Origin of the sequence: uncultured Methanobrevibacter sp. (genome assembly GCF_902764455.1) — an archaeon.
In the GTDB taxonomy this organism is placed as follows: Archaea; Methanobacteriota; Methanobacteria; order Methanobacteriales; family Methanobacteriaceae; genus Methanocatella.
The window spans coordinates 1-24,203 of record NZ_CACWVY010000035.1 but is presented as its reverse complement, the minus strand read 5'-3'; the positions used below and the strand labels follow the sequence as shown (position 1 = coordinate 24,203).

Annotated in this window: 8 protein-coding genes; all 8 read left to right on the top strand. The window is 31.9% G+C overall.

Going from position 1 to position 24,203, the window contains the following annotated elements; all coding sequences use genetic code 11:
- The first annotated feature begins 20 nt into the window (after window positions 1-20).
- The 8 genes from QZU75_RS10170 (at window position 21) to QZU75_RS10135 (ending at window position 23,806) form a co-directional block, all read left to right on the top strand.
- Window positions 21-755 carry a hypothetical protein gene (locus QZU75_RS10170; RefSeq protein WP_296883510.1) on the top strand — a complete coding sequence of 245 codons (735 nt, stop codon included), beginning with the start codon at window positions 21-23 and terminating at the stop codon, window positions 753-755.
- A 32-nt stretch (window positions 756-787) separates the two neighbouring features.
- Window positions 788-1,708 (top strand): HNH endonuclease, encoded by a 921-nt coding sequence (locus QZU75_RS10165; protein WP_296883509.1) that lies wholly within the window; start codon window positions 788-790, stop codon window positions 1,706-1,708.
- A gap of 1,590 nt (window positions 1,709-3,298) precedes the next feature.
- Window positions 3,299-4,903, top strand: a complete 1,605-nt coding sequence (locus QZU75_RS10160) for a hypothetical protein (RefSeq protein WP_296883507.1) — start codon at window positions 3,299-3,301, stop codon at window positions 4,901-4,903.
- Window positions 4,904-4,969: 66 nt separating this feature from the next.
- Entirely contained in the window at window positions 4,970-9,361 is a 4,392-nt protein-coding gene (locus QZU75_RS10155; RefSeq protein ID WP_296883506.1) for an Ig-like domain-containing protein, read from the top strand.
- 111 nt (window positions 9,362-9,472) lie between these two features.
- The gene (locus QZU75_RS10150) at window positions 9,473-14,989 is read left to right on the top strand and encodes a PQQ-binding-like beta-propeller repeat protein (protein WP_296883505.1); all 5,517 of its coding nucleotides are present in this window, start codon (window positions 9,473-9,475) and stop codon (window positions 14,987-14,989) included.
- Entirely contained in the window at window positions 14,970-15,380 is a 411-nt protein-coding gene (locus QZU75_RS10145; protein WP_296883503.1) for an Ig-like domain-containing protein, read from the top strand. Before QZU75_RS10150 ends, QZU75_RS10145 begins: the two co-directional genes overlap by 20 nt.
- Window positions 15,381-15,389: 9 nt before the next feature.
- Entirely contained in the window at window positions 15,390-16,475 is a 1,086-nt protein-coding gene (locus QZU75_RS10140; RefSeq protein ID WP_296883502.1) for an Ig-like domain-containing protein, read from the top strand.
- Window positions 16,476-16,528: 53 nt separating this feature from the next.
- Window positions 16,529-23,806, top strand: coding sequence for an Ig-like domain repeat protein (locus tag QZU75_RS10135; RefSeq protein WP_296883501.1), 7,278 nt, complete (start codon window positions 16,529-16,531; stop codon window positions 23,804-23,806).
- Window positions 23,807-24,203: the final 397 nt, after the last annotated feature.

Here is a 24,203-nt window from a genome sequence, read left to right as displayed (position 1 = left end):
TTAAGAGATAAGTGATAATTATGATAGTTAATAATAAAGTAATAGAAAATATTGGTTTAGAAGATATTGAGAATATGATTGAAGATGCAATTGGATGTAGTAATAATTCAAGCAATTTTTTTGACTTGAAATTAATTTTTGATGTGAATATGCAATTGAGAGAGAAAATTAATAATTATAGGGATGAAAGAGTTCAAAAATTCGCTTCTGAAAATGAAGATAAATACAAGATTATATTTCATGCAATACCAATTGATGCATTTTTAAGAACTCGTATAGATACTGCAAAAGTCAGAAGTGCTTTCAGGTATAAAAAATTCTTCACGGGACATTTTTCCCATGATTTTGAAGGATTATATAATAATGAAGGATTATTTAAAAAAAGATTGTTTAGAAATGGTATTTTTGAAGCTATTTTGATTGAGTATAGGCCAGAAGAGGAGGTAAATGTGAATCACTCCTATAATGAGTTTAAAAAATTTGTTAATGAAAGTTTGGATATCTATGGTGAATTAGATATTTCATGTCCCATTGTGTATTTCATTACTTTCACTAATGTTAAAGGTCGTAGTATGATTGAGGGACCTATTCTTAATGATTGTGAGCGAGATGTTCTTAATCCTGCTGGAGTAATCATTAAAGATAAGGATCAAGTTGGAATAGAGGTGGAGAATATATTTGTCCCGATATGGAATCATTTTGGATATGATGAGGACTATTTGTTTGATGTACCTGAAAAGGAAGGTAATCAATAGTATTTTTAAATATTATCATATGGTGATTTTTTATGAAGTGCATTATCTGTAATAATGATAAAGAACCAAGTGAATTTAGCAAAGAGCATGTTATTCCAGAATCTGCTGGAAGTTCATATTTTATTGACACGGTTTGTAAAGATTGTAATAATCTGTTGGGAAGAACTATTGATAATAAATTTTTAGATAATTTTTTTGTTAAGCTATACTTGTCTAAATTCAATATCAAAAATAAAAAAGGAAAACTTCCGAAATTATGGACTACCTTGTCTGCAAGAAAAGATTCTAAAATTAAAGGAATTCCTCAATACAATCCATTTAATAATAAATTTAATGGTTGGAAATATAATAATGCTATAACTGATTTGAAAGGTAAAGCACATTTAGTATTTGATTCTAAAGAAGATATCGAAGATGTTTTACGTGAATTTGGAGATGATGAGTTACCGAAAGATGAAATTAGAAAAAAGTTTTATGAGGGTGATTATTCAGATGAACATCAGGAATTGGTGCTTCATAGAGAGGTTTATTTAGAGGAGTTATTTTTTGAAGCTATTAAAATAGCTTATGAATTTGCATCATCTATTCTAGGTGAAAATTACTTAAACGATCCATTTGCAATTGAATTTCGTGAAATATTATTAAACTCTTCAAATTATACTTTTGACGATATTAATAAATATTTTTTCAATTTTAACTATGAGGATTCAATATTTAAAGACACACTACATAGCATATTTTTAATGAGGGTTGAAAATTCGCTTGTTGTATCTATAAATTTATTTAATTGTTTTGTATTTTCAGTAGAAGTTTCAAAAAATTTGAACTTAATCCCAAAAAATCTATTTGGTAATTTTTTATTGGTTAATTTGGATGAATCATTCTCTGAATTCAATATAATTGGTGATGATTTAAAAATTTTAGAATTAAAGGATAGGTTAAAAGGAACATAGGTTTTAATAATATTAAAAAAGGAAATAGTGTAAAATAGTACTATGTTATTTTACTACCTTTTTTAGTTCAGTGTTTTGGATACTATTAACAATCATCATAATGAATGAAGGCACCCGATATAATAATTTATTATATATCACTAAAAAAATTCCACAACCCACTAAAACTTGAAATCCTTGAAAAATTTAAGTAAGCTATGAGGAATGGTATTCTCAAGATTATAAAATGCATGATATTTTTTATGACACCACTTGCAGAGTGTTATGCCGTTATCATGATCAAGGCGTAGGTGTATAAAATTCTTAAACGAGAACACATGATAAGTCCTGATGGATCTCCACAAAAAGCAGCACTCACCACCCTCAGTCCTTATACACTTTGGTATTTGTCTTCATCCATGTTGTTTTGTAAACGTCAATCTGTTCTCATGAAGTTCACCTGTAAAAAAATGTGGGGTAGCTATTTATACTAAAAGGTAAAAAAGTTAAAATTGTAAAATAAAAATTGAAAATTATTTTACTACCTATTAAATAGAAAGTAATTGTTTTGGATTGTATTAAAGTATTTTTTTAGACCTCAACAAAAAATTTAAAATGCTTGATTTCAATGTTTTTATTTGCTTTCAATCACTCGATAGGTTTTTGGGAAAACTTAGGTTTTTCCTTTGGTCTTGAAAATCACACCTGATTTTTGATGACCGGATAGTGTCCTAGGCATTGTATCAATGTATCTGATTTTTAAGATTTGAATGAGGCCCTTTTATTTTTATAAAATTTAAGTATAATTATTTATTATTTACTAAATTCTGTTTAAATCAATTTAAAACATTGTTTAGTTAAAATAACTTTATTATTTATACTGATTATATGATTTATACATTTATTAATATATACTTTGCTATTTATCAATCGGACTTGAATTTGTAAAAATTCGTAAAATCGTTTGCTTTAAGCAAATTTCTTGTAAAAAGTGATATTAAAAATTTAAAGTTGGATTATATGAATATTGGATTTATACAATAATTAACTGGTCATTTTAAATATAAATGATTATTTTCACCAAATTTAATTCCTTATCTGAAAAATCAATTTCACTGAATAAAATCTAAAATTATCAAAAAAATATTACATTATCCACTTGTTTACCACAAGTTAAGCGATAATATTTTTCTAATCAATTCAAATCCAACAAAAATCATTCAATTTACAAATTCAGACAGTAAACATCATTATTTAGGAAGTTACCAAATTTTTTAAGCTATTTTTAAATTCAACCAAAAAACCGTCCTAAAAAATCAAGGTAACCAAAAGGTTACCATCACTTAAATTAGCAATAAAAAACTAAAAACACGTACTTATTTTAATAAAGAGTAAACTATCCATAAATAATAAAAATACAAGTTTTAACCAAGAATTAATTGATTTAAACAAAAAATTCAAAAATAATTAAAAGTAGTAATGTCCGAGACATTGATACAATACATCATTATTTAAGGTGTTAACTTGAGGTTCTTTTCACGAAAAACGAAGAATAATGCAAATTTTCAAAATAGAATTTGCATTTAAAATTGTAAAAAATATTGTGATAAAATGAAGAATTCATCAAAAATATTACTTGGGTTTATGCTGGTAATGATGATTTGCTGCGTTTCAGCAGTCAGTGCAACCGACATAAACAGCACAGACGATGCAATAATCACTGATGAAATCATAGTTGATGATGTCAGTGAAATCGTCGAAGACGTGGGAATTGATGATGCCTCAGATGACGTTGTTGATGAGGAAATTAATGATGTCAGCGATGATGTTGTCGGTGAAAATTTACGCGGTCCTGATACTGGTAAAGTAAATAATGTAGCATACACTAATTATTTTAATCCTACAACTGGTGTTTTAACTAATACTGCTGCAACTACTTTAACTTTTACAGGAAACTTTAATCAAAAAGCATTCCCTAACTTCATAATAAATAGGGCTGTTACAATCAATGCTAATGGCGCAACATTTAATGATGTAGGGTTTAATCTAATTGGAGATAGCATAACTTTAAATCGAGGAACATTCTATTCAACTCAAAATGTTGCAGGTACTGCAACAATTAATGTTGAAGGAAATAATGTGAAAATAGATGACGTAAATATAAATGTTAATGTGCCTGCAGATGCTGATTTCTTTGCTATTGATGTTGCAGGTGCAAATGGAACACAAATTTTAAATAGTGAAATTGTTTATAATTGTCCTTATGTTAATGGGGATAATACTAATTATGTAATCAGAGCTAAAAACAGTCCGGACATAGTTATATTTGGAAATGTAATTTATGCGGGATTGCCTTTAAAAACTGTTGATTATTGGAGTGGAACACGATTCGGTATGGATATGGATTTGGTTGCAGGAATCGGTCTTGAAAACTGTAACAGATTCAACATTACTTTAAATGATTTAAATATTATAATTTCAAATTACAGCGACTCTTTCCCAACTTTAGATTCAATAATTGTTTTAGACTCTGAAAATGGAACAATTGCTCACAATTGGATAGATGAAATTGATGATGTAACTCCTATTGGTGGTGCAAGTTATTTATATACTATAGATGTTTATCGCTGTGATAATCTATTAATTGATGATAATGACCTTAATTTAACAAGTTATGGTGGAACTGTTATACCTGGTACTATTAATGGTACTGGTGCCGCTTATGGTATTCAATTGACTGGCGGATATACAAATGTAACCTTATCTAATAACGATATCCACACTAGAAATAATGGTCCTAATTGTGGTATTTATTCACAAAACTTTGCTGGTGCGACTGATTTAAAGATTATTGATAATACTATTTATGTGGAAGGTAATGCACTTACTAGTCATTCATGGTCTTTAGTCACTGGTATTGAATTACAAGATAATGCGGCATATATTGCAGGTAATACTATAACTGTCTATAATAAGGCTACATTTAACCCTGGTGATAATGTATATGGTATAAGTTTCTCACAATATGGTACTGTATCTCCAAAAATGGAAATTACTAATAATAATGTTAATGTAATTAATGGCGAGTTTGCTATATACATTCAGTATTCTCAAGATTCTGAGGCATATGAAAATTGTTTAAATACATCATACCATCATGGTGATGATGCAGTATATGATAATGGTGACATAGATATACATGATAATTATTGGTGAATAAGATAATAGATAAGTAATTTTTACTGTGGAGTTATTTTAACTCCTTTTATTTTTTATGATAATATGAGAAAAAGAATATTATTTATATTGGTATTGTTTATTGTAATTATATCTGTAAATGCAATTTCTGCAACGAATATTAATAATACAATTTCTGATAATGTTTTAAATCAGGAATCTGAAGATATTCAAGTTGTATCAGAAATAGAGTTTGATGAGAATCAAAATTCGCTTTCTAATGTAATAAATCATGATATAATTTATGTGGGTCAAAATGATGCTGAAGATGGTGGAAATGGATCTTATGAAAATCCTTTTTCATCACTGAAATTTGCTTGTGATTATGTTTCTGGACAGGATACCGTTGAAATAAACATGTTAAATGGAACATATTATGTGGGGTCTGAATTAAAATTTGATACTAACAATTTAATTATTAATGGAATTAATGGTAATGTAATAATCAAAAATGAATTAACTACTAGATCCAAACAAGCAATAGAATTATTGTCACCTTCTTCAAACTGCACTATTAATAATATTATTTTTGATGGATCTAATTGGACTCTTACTTTTAATAAGAATGCATTTTTCACTCCATTTAAAGGAGATGCTAATTTAGTTGAGTATAATAATTGTACATTTATTGGCGGTCCTAAAATGAAATTATATGGTGCTAGTGAATTCAATTTGAAAATGATAAATTGTACTATTGAAAATTTTAATAATCAATTTATATTTTCCAGTAATTTTTATAATGGAGATAATCCAAAAAGTACGGATTATAGGTTTGTTTATTTTGAAAATTGTATTTTTTTAGATAATAAAGTAAATAAGATAGCTAGTGCTATATCGATTAATAAATCAGTAAATATGGATGGTATGTGGTTTGGCGAAAATGAAATTCCCGGTTATTTGTTAGAACTTACGGCTTATACCCCACAGAATACATATGATAATCCAATGGATATACCGATTACAAAATATGCAATATTTAATGTAACTGAAAAGTATTTAGGCAATAATCAATATGAAATCATTGGTACATTATGCTGGAATGGTACCAATGATACTGTTGGAGATGCATTTGCTCCGAGGACTGTTGCTTTAACATCAACTACTGGGAATATTTCATCTAATGCTACTTTAGAAAATGGTATTTTCAGAGCAGTTTATACAAGCAATTCTTCAGACAATAAAGTTACTGCAACATTGGATTATCAGCCTATTGAGTTAAACTTTGCAAATGTTGATTTCCAAGTTGATGCTCCATGTATTTATTATGGGGATGACCAAAACATTACTGTTACTTTACCTCAGGCAATGAATGCAACTATTAGCATCACAGTAAATAATAAAACATATGAAGTGAAAACCAATAATATTTCCACTACTTATAAAATTGATGATGTTATTTTGACTGAAGGCAAATATGATGTGAATGTAACTATTGAAGCATTAGTGAATGAGGTTCATATTCATGGAATTAATTCCACTCAATTAATTGTATCTAAGGTATCTGATTATACTTTTAATCCAATTGCACCTTCTCAAGAAGTTAGAGCAGGGTACTGGGTAGAAATTTCCATTGAATTGCCTGACGATGCTTCTGGTGTAATCACAATCTCTGTTGAAGATGGAAATGCAAGTTCATATCTGGTAAATGGTAGTTTGGATGTTAGTGTCCTCATATCTAAAGTGGGAGATAATAAAATCATCATTAACTACACTGATGACAATAAATATGCTTCAGATTATAGGGAAGTTCACATTACTGCTTACAATGAAACTCCAATGATAGAAATTACAATTCCAACTGATGTGAAAGTAGGAGATTCAGTAGATATTGGTATTACATTGCCTGATGATGCTACAGGAATTGTTCTTGCAACTGTTGGTGAAAACAAATACTGGGGAGAACTTATTGATGGAGAAACAACCATTAAAGTTCCAAATGTATCAGAAAATGTAACCGTGACAGTAAAATACTTGGGTGATGGTAGGTATGTGGATTCAACAGCTAATGCTACTTTAGAAGTCACCGAAAAAGCAGATGCCAACATTAAAATAGAAATCCCTGATGATATTAAAGTTGGTGACACTATTGTTATTAATGTCACTGCTGATAGCGATGCTGTTTTAGAAGTTTTAATCAATGGCGAAGCACAAAAAGTCATTGATGGAGGAGTAACTTACACTATAGATGCAGCTGACACATATGATGTTGTCGTAAGAGCTAATGAAACTGCAGAATATAAATTTGATGTGGAAATGGAAACTTTCGACGCTTCTAAATTAGATAGTACTGTAACTGTAATTGTAACTGATGCTAAAGTTGGTGAAACAGCAACTGTTAGCGTTAATGTTACTGTTGGTGCTACTGGTATTGTTCTTGTCGGTGTTGGTGATGAGATTTATGCTGTTGATTTAGCAGATGGAAACACTATTGAAATGGCTTTGGATGAAGCTGGAAATTACACTGTTGTTGCTACTTACTTGGGTAATGATAGATATTACGGATCTTTATCTAATTTAGCTACTTTGAAAATCACTGAAAAGGCTGATGCTAACATTAAAATAGAAATCCCTGCTAATGCAAAAGTTGGTGATATCATTATTATCAATATCACTGCTGATAGTGACGCAGATTTAAGAGTCATAATCAATGATGTAGACCAAACTATCAATAATGGTACAGTAACTTACACTGTCGATAAAGCAACTCTTTACACTGTTGTAGTAATAGCAAATGAAACCGCAGACTACAAAGAAGATGTGGAAGTTGAACTTTTCGAAGCCACAAAAGCAGACGCAACTGTTACAATCACTTTACCTGAAAATATCACTGCAGGCGAAGACATGGTAATTGGTGTTGCAACTAACAGTGATGCTAAAGTCACTGTCTTAATCGACGGTGAACAACAAGAAGTTGTTGCAGGCAATGTTACTATTACTGCTATTGCAGGCCTTCATGACATTATCGCATATGTAAATGCAACTGAAGCATATAATGCCGCAATCGCATTCGAATCATACAATGCAGATAAAAAAGTTGCCACCCTAAATATCGCAGGCAATAATGTTATTGTCGGTGAAAAATCAACCATTAATGTAAATATTACAGAAAATGCTACTGGATTTGTTATTATCTCTGTTGATGATGAAACATTCTACATGACCGAATTTACACATACAAACACTGCTAGCATTGATGTATTATTTGATAAAGCAGGCAATCATACTGTTTCCGCAACATATTTAGGTGACCAAATTTATGACATTGCTTACAGTGATGAAATCACTATTGATGTAAGTGAAAAAGAAGTTGTTGATGCTAACATTACCTCTCCTGTTGACTTCAAGATTGGTGAAGAGGCTAACGTGACCGTAAGCATTCCTGATGCAACCGGTAACGTATCTGTAATTGTTGATGGTATTGAAACTGTTGTGCCATTGGATGAAAATGGAACTGCTGTTGTGCCTGTCAATGTGACCGGTGGCGAACACAGTATTGTTGTAGTCTACTCAGGTGACAAAGATCACGCACCTGTTGTAAAAACCGCTACTTTCTATGCTGAGGAATTAGACAGTGAGTTCACTAATCTTACTGTTTCCGATGATTTGGTAGTTACTGGTGTATTGGTAAATTCATTAGGAAATCCTATTGCTAATGCTACAATTGCATATGTTGTAGGAAGCAAATCCGGCAACTTAACTACCGGAACCGATGGTTCATTCACTATTGCTGGTGAAAGTAATGCTGTACTGTCCGTCGATTATGCAGGAAACGATTATATTGTCGGATCTAATTTCACAATCAAATTCGGCGACCTCGAATCTGCAAGATTGGCTTCAGAGTTCAATGTTACTGAAGGAATTTCCATCAAAACCTATGCTGTTGATTCAAAAGCAGGTGAAGTTGGTCAGACCACCTCATTTAGATTAACAGACTCAAATGGAAACCCAATTGTAAATGCAACAGTCAAATTTGCATACAAGACAGTAATACTGAACAGGACAACTGACGAAAATGGTATTGTATTTATTGGAATCAACACACAAATCGCTCAAGAAGCATTATGTGCATTATCCTACCTGGGCGACGAAAAACACAATGCAACATTCGTAGCATTCAGCTTCGACATCCAGAAAAAACCAATAACAATATCAGCAGCAGCAAAATCCTACAAAGCCAGTGCAAAAACCAAGAAATACACAGTTACTTTAAAAACCGAAAAATGCAACTCAAGAGACGGCAAAGTCTACCTCAGTGCAGGCAAAAAAGTAACTCTGAAACTCAACGGCAAAACATACACTGCTAAAACCGACAAAAACGGTAAAGCAACATTCAGCCTTAAAATAACCAAAAAAGGCAAACAAACTGCCAAAATCAGTTTCGCCGGTGACAAGACATACGCATCTGCAAGCAAATCTGTAAAAATAACAATTAAATAGTGAGATTACATATCTCACTACCATTTCTTTTTTTGATGCTATTTTTTAAGGAGGGAGATTTAATTGGATTTTAAAAAGTTCCTTTTTTTATTTTTGTTGATATTATTGATTATGGGAATCAGTAATGTTTCAGCAGTTGATGATACTAATATTTCCTCAAGTCAAGATGTTTCTTCAATTGAAAACCCTAATGATGTTGAGTTGTATGGGGTAAATAATGTTGAAGATACAATTGTTTATGGGGTTAATTTAACAAAAACTATTGAAAATTCTATTTCTTCTCAAGAATTACTTCAAACTAGTCAATCAGAAGATATTATCACAGTAAATAATTGGGAAGAATTACAATATTATTGTTCTTTATCGGATAAAGATTATACTTTAAAATTAAAAGAAAATACTAATTTTTATCCTTCTGAGCCTAATTATCAAATTGTAATTAATAATAATGTGAAAATTATTGGAAGTGATGGAGCATATTTTGGTGATTCTTGTCCACGTAATGCTTATATTAAGGATGGGCATTATGTTGTTGATGATGGGGATCCTATTAAATATGCACCAATTATTGTTCCGGATAATAATCGTAGGGGTTTAACATTAGAAAATATTACTTTCAAATGGATTTATGTATTTTATAGTCCGGATGGGGTATTTCTTCAAATGGGAGGTAATGCAAAGAATGTTATTAAAAATTGTGTATTTGAAAATATTAATACAATGATGGGGCATTCTTGTATTGTTTATCTTAAAAAAGGAGATGCTCTTTTAGAAAATTGTTCATTTACAAATTGCACTACTGATTTTGGTTGTGTAAGTGTTTACAATAAAGATAGTTATACCAATGCACGCATGGTAGTTAAGGATTGTTATTTTGAGAATAATTTTGCAAGAACCGAACCAGGTTGTATTAATAATTGTGCTATTTTAACTGTTTATAATACTACTTTTTATAAAAATCGTGCGAGTGTCTGGGCAGGGGCAATTCATACACATTATTATGCTAGTGCGACAATTTATGATTCTACATTTATAGATAATGTTGCGGGGTGGAATGGTGGAGCATTGTACACTTATAGTGTTTTAAAAATTTATAATACTTCTTTTATAGGCAATAATTGTACTACAAATAATGGTGGTGGTGCAATTGGAGCATGTAAACATATGTCAGCACCTCATGTTTATATTGAAAATTCGTATTTTGAAGAAAATGAGAATTTATGTTGGTCTTTAGATGAACTTTCAACTACTGGAACTGGTTGTGGTGGTGCAATTTCTTTGATGGATGAAGGTTCACTTGAAGTTAGAAATTCTATTTTCGTTGCAAATGCGGCAGCTAATGGTGTTGCAATAAATGCTAGAACGGGCGGACCAGTATATGGATCTCCAGATGTTATTATTGTAAATAATACTTTTATTAATCATACTCGTGCTGGAGATACATTAATGGTAGATTTAGATGACACATTATGCAATATTTCAGATAATTATTATTTAGGTAATTCAATTGTATTTTCAAATCTAACATTAACAACATTAAATGTGGATAAAGATCAATCAACTTTACAAATCACTGCTAGTTTAACTCATCCTTCATATTATGATTCAGATATTTTAGATAAAACTTTATATGATGTTTATGTTAATGATAAATATGTTAAAACTGTTAATTCTACAATTTTTACTTTAGATTTCGGAGATTTTGATATTTGTGATGTTTATGTTATTCCTACAATTTCAAATAGAAAATCAAATGTAGTAACTCTTGTTAGCACTCGTGAATATATTTTTGTCTCTAAATTAGGCAATGATAATAATAATGGAGATTCAAGGAATAATCCAGTTAAATCAATAAAAAAAGCATTAGAATTGGCTAAAAATTGTCAGAATATTATTATTTTGGATGGGGAGTATAGTGAAAGTTTAGAAATTAATTATAATGTTACTCTAAAAAGCGAGGGTGATGTCGCATTTACTGATAAAATGTCATTCAATGTCATTGATGCTAATTTCACTTTAAAAAATATCAACATTAATAATTTAAATTCAAAATACTTCATTAGTCAGCAGAATAATAATTTAATCATCGATAATTGCATTTTTGAAAATAATTGTGCATCTTCACTTATTGGAGCTAATTCAGTTAAAATAACCAATTCAATTATTAAAAACAATAAAGCATTAATTATTAACACTACTGGATTTGCGACAATCACTAACTCAATATTATTGAATAACACTGATTTAATCAGTCAAAATGCAGATTATAATTTAGATTACAATTGGTGGGGAAATATAATAGAAAATTACAATTTAACTCCATATAATAAAGTAAATAATTGGTTAGTTTTAAATGCATCCGCTAATGTTAATTGCTTAGAAGTTAATCATGTTGCTTTAATTAACTTTGCATTCAATCTGTTTGAAAATAATACAGTTTCAAAATATGCTAGTTTAAGAAATATTGTATTGTTCATCACTCCGATTAATGGTACTTCAGTCAATTCAACTTTTTCAAACTCAAAAATAGAATATACATTAACATCCCTAAATAATGGAAAGTTAATAGCAGAATATAACAATATTAAAATAGCACTGAATTTTGAATTTGTCAGAACAAATCCAAATATCAATGTCCAGACAGAAAATATCATGGTTGGAGATGATTTAATCATTAATGTTAATCTTCCAAAGGATGCGACTGGTAATCTAACAGTTAATGTTGATGATGCTTGTCAAAATAAAATCATCAACACTAACAATCTGATTTTTACTTTTAAAAACATTAAAGCAAATGAGTATATTGTTAATGTAATCTATTCTGGTGATGATAAATACTTATCCAAAGAAATTAACACCTCACTGACTGTTTTCAAACATGATTCAACAACAAATTTGGATATTGGAGTTGTTAATGTAGGTGAAGATGTAGTTTTAACAATAACTACTTCAAATGATGCTACAGGTAATATAACTCTTAAAATCAATAATCACACTGAAACATTAATATTAAACAACTCTAAAACATATTATACAATTAAAAACATCACTCGTGGGGATTATATAATTTCTGCAACTTATAATGGGGATGAAAAATATTTATCAAGCAGTGACTCAAACTTTATTGAAGTGGATAATTTAAATGCAACACTAAATGTTGTAATTATGGACATCGTTTATGGCGAAACAGCTTTAATTCAACTTACAATAAATGATGATGCAACAGGCAATGTAAGTGTCAGCGTGGACGCAATCACAAATACTAGCATTGTCCAAAATGGTAAAGCAAATATCGAGCTCAAAAATTTAGAAGCTGGTCTAAAAGAAGCAATCGTTTTCTACACTGGTGATAATGCATATTTTAACAAAACACTCAAAACTAATTTCACAATAAATAAAGCTAATCTTGCATTTAACATTTCATCTAATGATATTAAAATAGGTCAGGATGCTATAATTCATATTAAAGTTCCTGCAAAGACAAGCGGTACTTTCACAATCAACGATGAGGTATTTAAGATTCCATTATCCGGCATTGTCGAATACATTATTCCTGATTTGGAAGTGGGCGAATATGTGATTACTGCGGTTTATAATGGCAATAACTATTACACAGTTTCAAATTCCACTTCATTTAAAGTTTTAGAATATCCTATCCCGCAATGGCAAAATGACGGATTTAACAGTGAAAACACCGGCCAATCCCCATACGAAAGCAACACAAATGGAGAAATGCAATGGATTAACAGAATTAATGAAGAAATCGTTGGCAATTTAGTTATTGATAGTGAAGGAAATGTCTATGTTGCAACAAGTTCTAAAGTGTATTCTTTTGGTAATAATGGTAATTTAAGGTGGAACTTCACATCTGAATCTTTAGAAGGCAATTTCTCCGGTTTATGTGTAGGCCGTGATGTAATTGTTGCACCAAGTGCAGGAGACACACTATACTTCATTAACCAAACTAACGGTTTTAAATATGGTTCCTCTAACTTGTATCAGGGATCCAGCTTATTTGCACCAACTATAGATTCAAATTCCAATCTATATATCGCAAGTGAATATCAATATGATTCCAATACTTATAAACTTGTTAAAATTCCATATAAATCATGGGAATATGGTGGAGAAATCAAATATGCTGATTTAGGTAAAACACAACCGTTATCTTCACCAGTAGTGAATGATGACATTATTGTTGTACTATCTGAAGGTAAACTTGGGGTACTTGATGCAAAAACATTGCAATTCAAATTCATCAAATCAGGAGATTATGCAAGTATAAAACCAATAATTGGCGAAGGCAACATAATCTATGCAGTTTTAGGCAATTATATAGTTGCATATTCATCTGCTGGTGCTCAATTATGGAAAACCAAAGTAACTGGAGGAGTGGGAAAAGAATTAGTTTTAGACTCTGAAAACGGATTATATTTCATAAATTCAAAAGGCAATTTGTATAAATATGATTTAATCACAAGTAAAGAGTCTCTAGTTTCTAATCTACAAATAACCTCTGGTATTTTAATCGGAAGTAATGGCAATTTATATTTAGCATCAAATAATATATTTTATGAATTAAATCCAACAGGGGATATTTTATGGAAATCCATTTTAGAATATAATATTACAGGCAGTCCAGTAATGGATAAAAATGGTTCAATATATGTTACTACCAATAATTGTCTCGTTGCTTTAAATTATGCTCCTTTAAAAGATCCGAATATTAATGTCAGTGTTAATGATGCTTTCGTTGGAGATGATGTAACAGTTAATGTTAGCATTAACAATCAATGCCTTGGTGATATAATAATCACAATCGATGGAAAAACTTACACAGAAACAATTAATAATCAAGGAATATTCATAAAAACACTTTCTAACTTAAAAGCAGGCACACATAATATATGTGTTGAATTTGCTGGTGATTTAAGATTTGCTAATGCAATCGTTTATTCTAATTTCACAGTATATAAATATGACTCTAACTTAACAGTCAACACTTCAGACATTTTTGTGGGTGAAAGTTTAGTCTTCGACATTAGTTTAGCAAGTGATGCGACAGGAACAATCACTTTAAATTTAAACAATCAAAACTACACAGCCAACAAAGATAATAAAATCATCATCGAAAACTTATCTGCAAAAAATTACAATTATACTTTTGTCTATTCTGGTGATGACAAATACGAATACAAAACATTAACGGGTTGTGTATCTGTAAATAAAGTAGATACTAATTTATCGGTTAATGTGGCTAGTATTAATGTTGGTGAGGATGCTATTGTTAATATTAAAATGCCAGACAATGTTGAAGGCAATGTAACAACCATTATTAATGGTGAAAATTACTCTGCTGCTGTAAACAATGGTGTTTCAAAAATAAGTATCCCTAATTTGAAAGCAGATAATTATACGATTTCAGTTTACTTTATCAGTTATAAATATATTGATTGTGTAAATACTACTTCATTTAGCGTAACTAAAGTTAAACTCGTAGAATATGTGTTAAATGTTAATGGTACTGTTTTCACACTCAATTTACCTTCTGATGCTACAGGCACATTTACAGTTAATGTTAATGATAAGAATTACACTCAAAATGTAGTTGGTGGTAATGCTATTTGATGATGTGGCTTTAAGTATTGATAAATTGCCCTCCAATATCTCTGTTTTAGTGGATAATATTAATGTTGGCGATTCTGCAGTTGTAAACATTACTGTTAGTGTTGTTTCAGGAAAAGTAATGGTGAGTGTTGATAATAATGATTATAATGTTTCTGTTAATAATTATAATGGTCAGTTATTGATTCCTGATTTAAGTGCAGGGGATTATACAGTTATTGCTAGATTTTTGGGTGATGATATTTATAGTTCTTCTTTTAACACTACTTCATTTGCTGTGTCTAAGATTAAACTTTCAAAGCATGTTTTAAGTGTAAATGATACTATTTTCATAGTTAGTTTACCTTCTGATGCTATAGGTGAATTAATTGTTAATGTTAATGATAAGAATTAATTTGATGATGTGGCTTTAAGTATTGATAAATTGCCCTCCAATATCTCTGTTTTAGTGGATAATATTAATGTTGGCGATTCTGCAGTTGTAAACATTACACTTAGTGTATTTTCGGGAAAAGTCACAATTACAGTAAATGACAAAGACTATGATGTTACTGTTGACAACTATGTTGGCCAATTAGTTATTCCTGGTTTGGCTGTAGGCAATTATACGGTCATTGCTAAATACTTAGGTGATGATACATACAATTATTCAATAAACACTACCCCTTTCAGTGTTTTAAAAGTTGAAGTGACTATAAATAATGAAACAATTGTCATTTCAGAATCAGCTGATACTACCAGTTACAGTATTAATTTACCTTCTGATGCTACAGGTAATTTTACGGTTGTTGTTGATGGTGAAAACTATATTGTTGAATTAGTTAATGGTAAGGCTACTGTTAGTATTCCTCAATTAAGTGTTGGTTCTCACAACCTTACTGTTATCTATTCTGGTGACAGCAAGTATTCTTCAATATCCAAATCAGGTAGCATTAATAAGACTGCACCTCAGGATGTTCCAGTTGTTAAGTTAACTGGATCAAATCTTAACATGCTCTACACCAGTGGCAAGTATTATAAAGTCAGATTAACAAGTGATGGTAAAGCGTTAGCTGGAAAAAACATTAAAATCACTATCAATGGTAAAACATACAGTAGAACTACTGATAGTAATAGTTATGCTTCACTAAAGATTAGTTTGCCTCCTAAAACATATAATGTTAAATCAACCTACAATAATGTCTCAATTACTAATAAGGTTGTTGTTAAAAACATTATTCAAGCGAAAAACATTAACTTTAAAAAATCAGCAAAATCTCTTAAAATCAAGGTAAACTTGAAAAAAGTGAATAATAAATACTTGAAAGGTAAGAAAGTAACCTTAAAATTCAAAGGCAAAACCTATAAAGTTAAAACCAATAAAAAAGGAGTAGCAACATTTACTATTAAGAATAATGTTCTTAAAAAACTCAAAGCAGGTAAAAAATACACATATAGAGTTACTTATCTAAAAGAGGGTGTAAGCAAAAAAATTACAGTTAAAAAATAGGGAATTATTCTTTCTCTATTATTTTTTTTTATAAGATGGAGGTATATTTTTTTATGAATTTTAATAAATCCTATTTTATTTTAATATTTTTCATCTTAATTTTGAGTATTGGTGCAGTATCTGCAAATGAAATTGATTCAGGTAATGTTACAATGTCTGACGATATTTCTGAAATCAATTCAAACAGTCAATGTTTAGATGAAATTGAGAGTGTTGATTCATCGGATTTGTTAAAGAGCGATGAACCTGATGAAATTATTGTTAATGATTGGGATGAATTACAGTATTATTGTTCTCTAACCGATAAGGATTATACTTTAAGATTAAAAGAAAATACAAATTTTTATCCCTCTAGTCCGACAGATTCGAATTATCAAATTAAAATTAACAATAATGTGAAAATTATTGGATCTGCGGGATCATATATTGGGGATTCTGAGTTCCATAGATGTTATGTTCCCTCCGATGGTTTTCGTTATGTTGTAGAAGGTGGAGAATTTGTTACATATACTCCAATTGTTGTTCCAGATTATAATAAAAAAAGTTTAACTTTAGAAAATGTTACCTTTAAATGGGTTTACCTTCAATATTCCCCTGATGCAAAGTTTATACAACTGGGTGGAAATGGAAATTATATATTTAAAAATTGTAATTTTGATTATATAAATACAGTATTAGGTAATGGTGCAGTAATCGCTCTTAAAAAAGGGGATGCAATTTTAGATAATTGCTCTTTTGTTAATTGCAATATTCCTAAAGGATTAATCACGGTTTCTGAACTGCAACCGATGGTTGTTCGCGATTGTTATTTTGCAAATAATTTTGCATATGAGCATACAACTTGCATTATGAATTGGGGTAAATTAACCATTTATAATACTAAATTTTATAAAAATCGTTCTGCCGCATGGGCAGGTGGAATAACCACTTATGGTGCAGGTATTACAAATATTTACAATTCTAACTTCACGGGCAATGTTGCCGGTTGGAATGGTGGAGCATTATACGTTTATAATATTGCAAATATCTATAACACTACTTTTGTGGATAACAATTGCACTACCAATAATGGTGGAGGTGCAATCGGGGCTTGTAAATATAGTGGAATTCCAAGAATTTATATTGAAGATTCATTATTTAAAAATAATAATAATTTATGTTGGGCTTTAGATTCACTTTCAACAACTGGAATTGGTTGTGGTGGTGCAATTTCTCTTATGGATGAAGGTTCACTTGAGGTTAGAAATTCACTTTTCATTGCAAATTCTGCAGCTTATGGCACTGCGATAAATGCCAGGGATGGAGGTCCACAGTATGGGTCTCCTGATGTCATAATTGCGAATAATACATTTATCAATCATACTCGTGCCGGAGATGTATTATATATAAATTTAAGCGATACTTTTTATAATGTTTCAGGAAATAAGTATTTTGGCAATTCAATTGAATTTTCTAATTTGACATTAACATCAGTTAGTTCAGGTAATGAACAAGCAACCTTAAAGGTCACTGCCAGTTTGGCACGTCCAGATTTTTATGAAGAGGATATTTTAGATAGGACTTGGTATGATGTTTATATTAACGACGAATATGTTAAAACTGTAAATACGACCACGTTTACTATTGATTTTGGCGATTTTGATATCTGTGATGTTTATGTCATCCCTATGATTTCAAATAGAAAGACTAATGTGGTAACCGTTACCAGCACTCGTGAGTATGTTTTTGTCTCCAAAAATGGCAGTGATGATAATAGTGGTAAATCAAGGGATGCTCCGGTAAAATCTGTCCGCAAGGCTTTGGAGTTGGCTCAAAACTGTAAAAATATCTTAGTTTTGGATGGTGAGTATAGTGAACGCTTGGATATCTCTTATGATGTTGCCATTAAGGGTGAAGGCAATGCTGCATTTACCGATCAAACATCCTTCAACATTAGAAATTCTAATTTCACTTTAAAGAGGATGGAAATCAATAATTTAAACAATGATGCTTTCATCAGTGAGTCTAATGGTGCGGTAATAATTGAAAATTGCATTTTTGAAAACAATCATGCTTCCAAACTTATCGACGGAGATTCAATCACTGTTTCCAAATCAATTTTCAACAATAACGATGCATTACTGGTAAATAATCAAGGTTTTAGCTGCATTAAGGATTCAATTATCTTAAACAACACCAACATCATTCAGGGCAGTTCCAACTATTCCTTAGATTACAATTGGTGGGGCAGCACTTTAGAAAATCCAAATAAACCTGATGATTTAGTCATCAGCAATTGGATAGTGTTGAATGCCACTTCCAATGTTAATACATTGGAGAATAATCATGTTGCTCAAGTGCAGTTCGGATTTTATTTAAACAACACCAAATACATGGATTTGCCTGAAATCAACTTAAGATTAACTCCAATTAATGGAACATGCAATATCAACAGTACCTCTGTCGATTCAAGAGTCACATTTACTTTAACCGGATTTTCAAATGCTTCATTAATGGTAGAGTACAACAATATCAAAACAAGCATTCCTTTTGAGTTTTTAAAGTCCAATCCGAATATTGGCATTAAAACCGCTGACGTGATGTTTGGGGACGATTTAATTGTTCAAATTAACGCGCCTGATGATGCAGGGGGAAATCTGACTGTAACTGTTGGGAATAATACTAAAATGTCTGAAATTTCAGGTTCAAATACTATTTTCACTTTCAATGGTTTAAAGGCAGGCAGTTATATCGTCAATGTCACCTATTCCGGCGATAAGAAGTATATTGAACAAGTTAAAAGCAGCAATGTTAATGTAAATAAACATTTTCCAATAACTGAAATCGATTTAAGCGAAATAAAAGTTAATGAGGATTTACTAATTCAAATAAGTGTTCCTAATGATGCTGTTGGAAATGTTTCGCTTTATATAAATGATGTTCTTGAAACTTTAGCATTAACTGATGCTAAAGCGAATTTCACAATCAGAAGCATCACTCGGGGCGATTATGTTATTGTTGCACTTTATAATGGTGATGAGAAGTACCTGTCAAGTAGTGATTCCATTAAAATTGAAGTTGATAATCTGAATTCATCAATGGATGTGGCTGTAGATGATATTGTTTATGGCGAAACTGCTGTCGTCAATGTTAGATTGAATGACAACGCAACAGGAAACGTTTCTGCTGTTGTTGATGGTTCTATGAATTCCACTAGGATAGTTAATGGTCAGGCAACAATCAGATTATCTAATCTGGAAGCGGGAGTCAATAAAACAGTCACAGTTTTCTATAGTGGTGACGATACCTACTTTAACAGGACAGAAATTTCCAGCTTCACAATTTCAAAAGCCAACTTGACATTCAATATATCTTGTGAGGATATTAAAATAGGTCAGGACGCTGTTGTCAAAATCAATGTTCCTGCCAAAACTGCAGGCACTTTTGCAATCGGCAAAGACCTGCTTGTAATTCCGTTATCCGGCAGCGTAGAGTATGTCATTTCTGATTTGGAAATTGGTGAGTATGAAATCACTGCAGTCTATAACGGCAATGATTATCACACGGTTTCAAATTCCACTTCATTTAAGGTTAGTGAATATCCTGCACCGCAATGGCCAAATCAAGGTTTTGATGCCAGAAACACAGGAAAATCAATATATGAATCTTTCTGCAATGGTGAAATATCATATGCTATAGACTTTAATGACAAGATTATTGGTGATTTGACAGTTGACAGTGAAGGAAATATTTACATCACCACATCCAATGGAATCTATTCCTATGATAATCAGGGTAACTTAAGATACGTTTTTATTTCAGATACTATTGAAGGCAATTTTTCAGGAACTGCAATCGGGCGTGATGTTGTCATTTCTCCGAAATCCGGTGATAAGGTATATTTCATCAATCAGACAACCGGTGAAAAGTATGGTTCTTCAAATATTTATCAGGGATCAAGCATTTTTGCACCAATCATCGATTCGAATGCAAACGTTTACATAATGAGCGAATACCAGGTTACAAATTCCAGGTATTCCTTTGTTAAAATCCCATATCGGGCATGGGAGTTTGGAGGCGAAATAGAATCCATCGATTTGGGCAAATCAGAACCTTTATGCTCTCCAACAGTCAACGACGATATCATTGTTCTTGTCTCAGATGACAGATTAAGGGTACTTGACGCCAATACATTGCAGACACTATTTATCAAATCAGGAGATTATGCAAATGTAAGACCAGTGATTGGCGAGGGCAATGTAATTTACGCTGTTTTAGGCAATTACATCGTTGCTTATTCTATTGCAGGTTCACAAATCTGGAAAACCAAGGTAACCGGTGGAATCGGCGGCAGCTTAGTTTTGGATGATGAGATTGGATTGTATACAGTAAATGCCAAAGGCAATCTCTATCGCTATGACTTGATTGACGGCAGTGGCTCTAAAGTAAGTGATTTAAGGATTACCGGTGGAATTCTAATCGGCAGAGATGGAACACTTTATGTGGGATGTGATAATGAGTTCTATGCAATTGATGCAGATGGAAATGTTTTATGGAAATCTGTTTTGGAATCCAATATTGCCGGCAATCCTATAATGGATAAAAATGGTTCAATATATGTCACCACTGAAAAAGGAATTGTCATTTTGACTTACGCTCCTTTAAAAGACCCTAACATTGTCATTGATGCGGATGATGTTTTCGTTGGTGAGGATGCAACTGTCAACATCAGCATTGACAAGCAATGCCTAGGCGATGTAATCATTACAATCGCTGGTGAAACTTTCGCAGGAGCAATTAACGATCAAGGAATCTTTACCAAATTATTTTACAACTTAAAGGCAGGCGTTTACAATATAAGTGTTAAATTTTGTGGTGATTTGAGATTTGCTAATAAAATCGTTTATTCCAATTTCACTGTAAGCAAATATGATTTAAACTTAACAAGCAATGTCAGCGATATTTTTGCCGGTGAAATTTTGGTCTTTGAGATTAGCTTGCCTTCAGATGCAACCGGAAACGTCATTGTAAACTTAAACAATCAAAACTACAGTGCCGATAAGGACAATAAGATTGTTATAGAGGGTTTGCCTGCAGGAGTATATAATTATACCTTGACTTATGTGGGAGATGCCAAGTATGATTCTAAAACTTTAATCGGCAATGTAAGTGTAGTTAAGGCAGATGCTACTTTAACTGTCGATGCAGATGACATGAGCGTTGGTGAAGATGCTATTGTTAATGTTAAAATGCCTGATGGTGTAGGAGGTAATGTAACTGTTAATGTTGGTGGTAAAAATTACTCTGCAGTCGTTAATGATGGTGTCGCTCAAATTGCGATTCCTGATTTGAAAGCCGGAGAATATATTGTGTCTGTTAACTTTACAAGCGATAAGTATGGGGACTGTACAAACACAACCTCATTTACAGTATCTAAGGTCAGACTCAAAGAAGACGTCTTGAGTGTCGATGGCATTGTCTTTGCCCTTGATTTGCCAAGTGATGCGGCAGGCACATTGACTGTCAAGGTGGGCGATAGGAATTACACTTGCGATGTCATGGGGGGCAGGGCTATCTTAAACATTTCCGATTTGGCTCCTGGAAACTATACTGCACATACAGGTTATAGCGGCGATGAAAAATATGAAAGCATCATCTTTAATGATGCAACTGTTAGGATTGAGAAATTGCAGTCCTCAATTTCAGTTGCAGCGGCCAATATTGACGTTGGTGATGTTGCAACTGTAAACATTACGACAAGCGTAATTTCAGGAAAAGTGATTGTCGCTGTTGCCGGTAGGGAATACAACGTCACTGTCGATAATTATAGGGGCAGATTGTCAATCTCAAATTTAACCCAAGGCTACTACACAGTCATTGCCGAATTTTTGGGAGATGATACATACGGCAGGTCAATAAATGCCACTACCTTAAGTGTTTTGAAAGTGAAAATTCAAGTGGACAATCAAACCATTACTATTTCTCAATCAGATGGTACTGGCTACAGCGTCAATCTGCCATCAGATGCGACAGGCAAATTAACGGTGACTGTTGACGGTACAGAATACACATGCCAATTGGTCAAGGGTAAGGCAACAGTTAAAATCCCTGAACTTGCAGTAGGGCCTCACAATATTACCATAAGTTACTCCGGCGACAGCAAATATGAGGCAATAACTAAATCCCGTGTTGTTAATGTCAACAGGACGGATATAACCAACACTACTGGTGACAACTCAACTAATACTACTCTAGACAATGGAAGCGCTATTGACAATAATACCAACACAAGTGTTAAAGCTGATTCTAATTTGACTGTTGATGTGGAAGATGTTAATGTTGGCGATGATGCAATCATCAATGTTAAATCTTCATTTGAGGATGGTAAAGTCACTGTTAGTGTCAATGGCAAGAATTATCAGCTTATCATTAGCAATTGTGAGGCCAGTGTATCTATCTCTGATTTGGCTGTGGGTAACTATACTGTACTGGCTAAATTCGCTGGAGATGACAAGTTAAATCCTGCTTCAAATTCAACCAGATTCAATGTCTTGAAAGTCAACATTCCTGTAACTGATGAAACTGTCACTGTCCCAAGCGGTGATTCAACAGCCTACTCCATCAGCTTGCCAAGTGATGCAACAGGCACATTGACAGTAACTGTTGACGGCAAAAACTACACAGAAACATTGGCTAATGGTAAGGCAACAGTAAATATCCCAGAACTCACAATAGGGTCTCACAACATTACAGTAACATACTCTGGAGATGCTAGATACTCACCGATAACCAAATCAAGTGTTGTTGTAAAAGAACATGTTCCACTCATCAAATTGACAGGATTTAATCTTAACATGCTATACACTAGCGGCAAGTACTTCAAGGTCAGACTGACCATTGACGGCCAGCCGTTTGCAAGTCAAAATGTCAAAATAACTCTTAATGGCAAGACTTACTCAAGAACCACTAATGTTAGTGGTTATGCTTCAATGAAAATTACTCTGGCTCCAAAAGTCTATACTGTCAAAGCAACCTATGCCAATCTCACAGTTACCAAGAAAGTCACAGTTAAAAGTATCATAACTGCCAAAAACATCAACGCCAAAAAGTCAGCTAAAACAGTGAAAATAAAAGTGACCTTGAAAAAGGTCAATGGCAAATACCTTAAAAACAAGAAAATCACTTTGAAGTTCAACAAGAAGACTTTCAAGGCTAAAATCAACAAGAAAGGTGTTGTAACATTTATCATCAAAAATAGTGTCTATAAAAAGCTCAAGACAAACAAGATGTACGCCTATCAGGTTATTTATGCCAAAGACAAGGTCAAGAAAACTATAAAATTCAAAAAATAATATGGGGAATTTCATTCCTCAACTTTTTTTATTTTTTCATGTAGATTAACCATTTCAAAGATACTATTTTCATACTCAAAATCAATTTAATTGAAAACCCAATCAATTAAAATACTTACATCACTAACCCCAATTAAAATTATTCACTCTTTCTTCAAGTATCGCAATACTTATTTCCGACCATGGTTCCCTTTCGGTAACATAAATTATATATACTTGGTGAATAACTAAAAAAATTACGAAATGGATTTTATAGGAGACAGTTGTTTAATCTATAGAAATAACAAAGAGGTTATAGAAATGTATTACACTACAGACCAGGATTTAATTGAAGATTTTCACTTAAGGTCAGGTCATAGCGTTGGATCTAAAAAATCATACAGGACAGTATTCAACA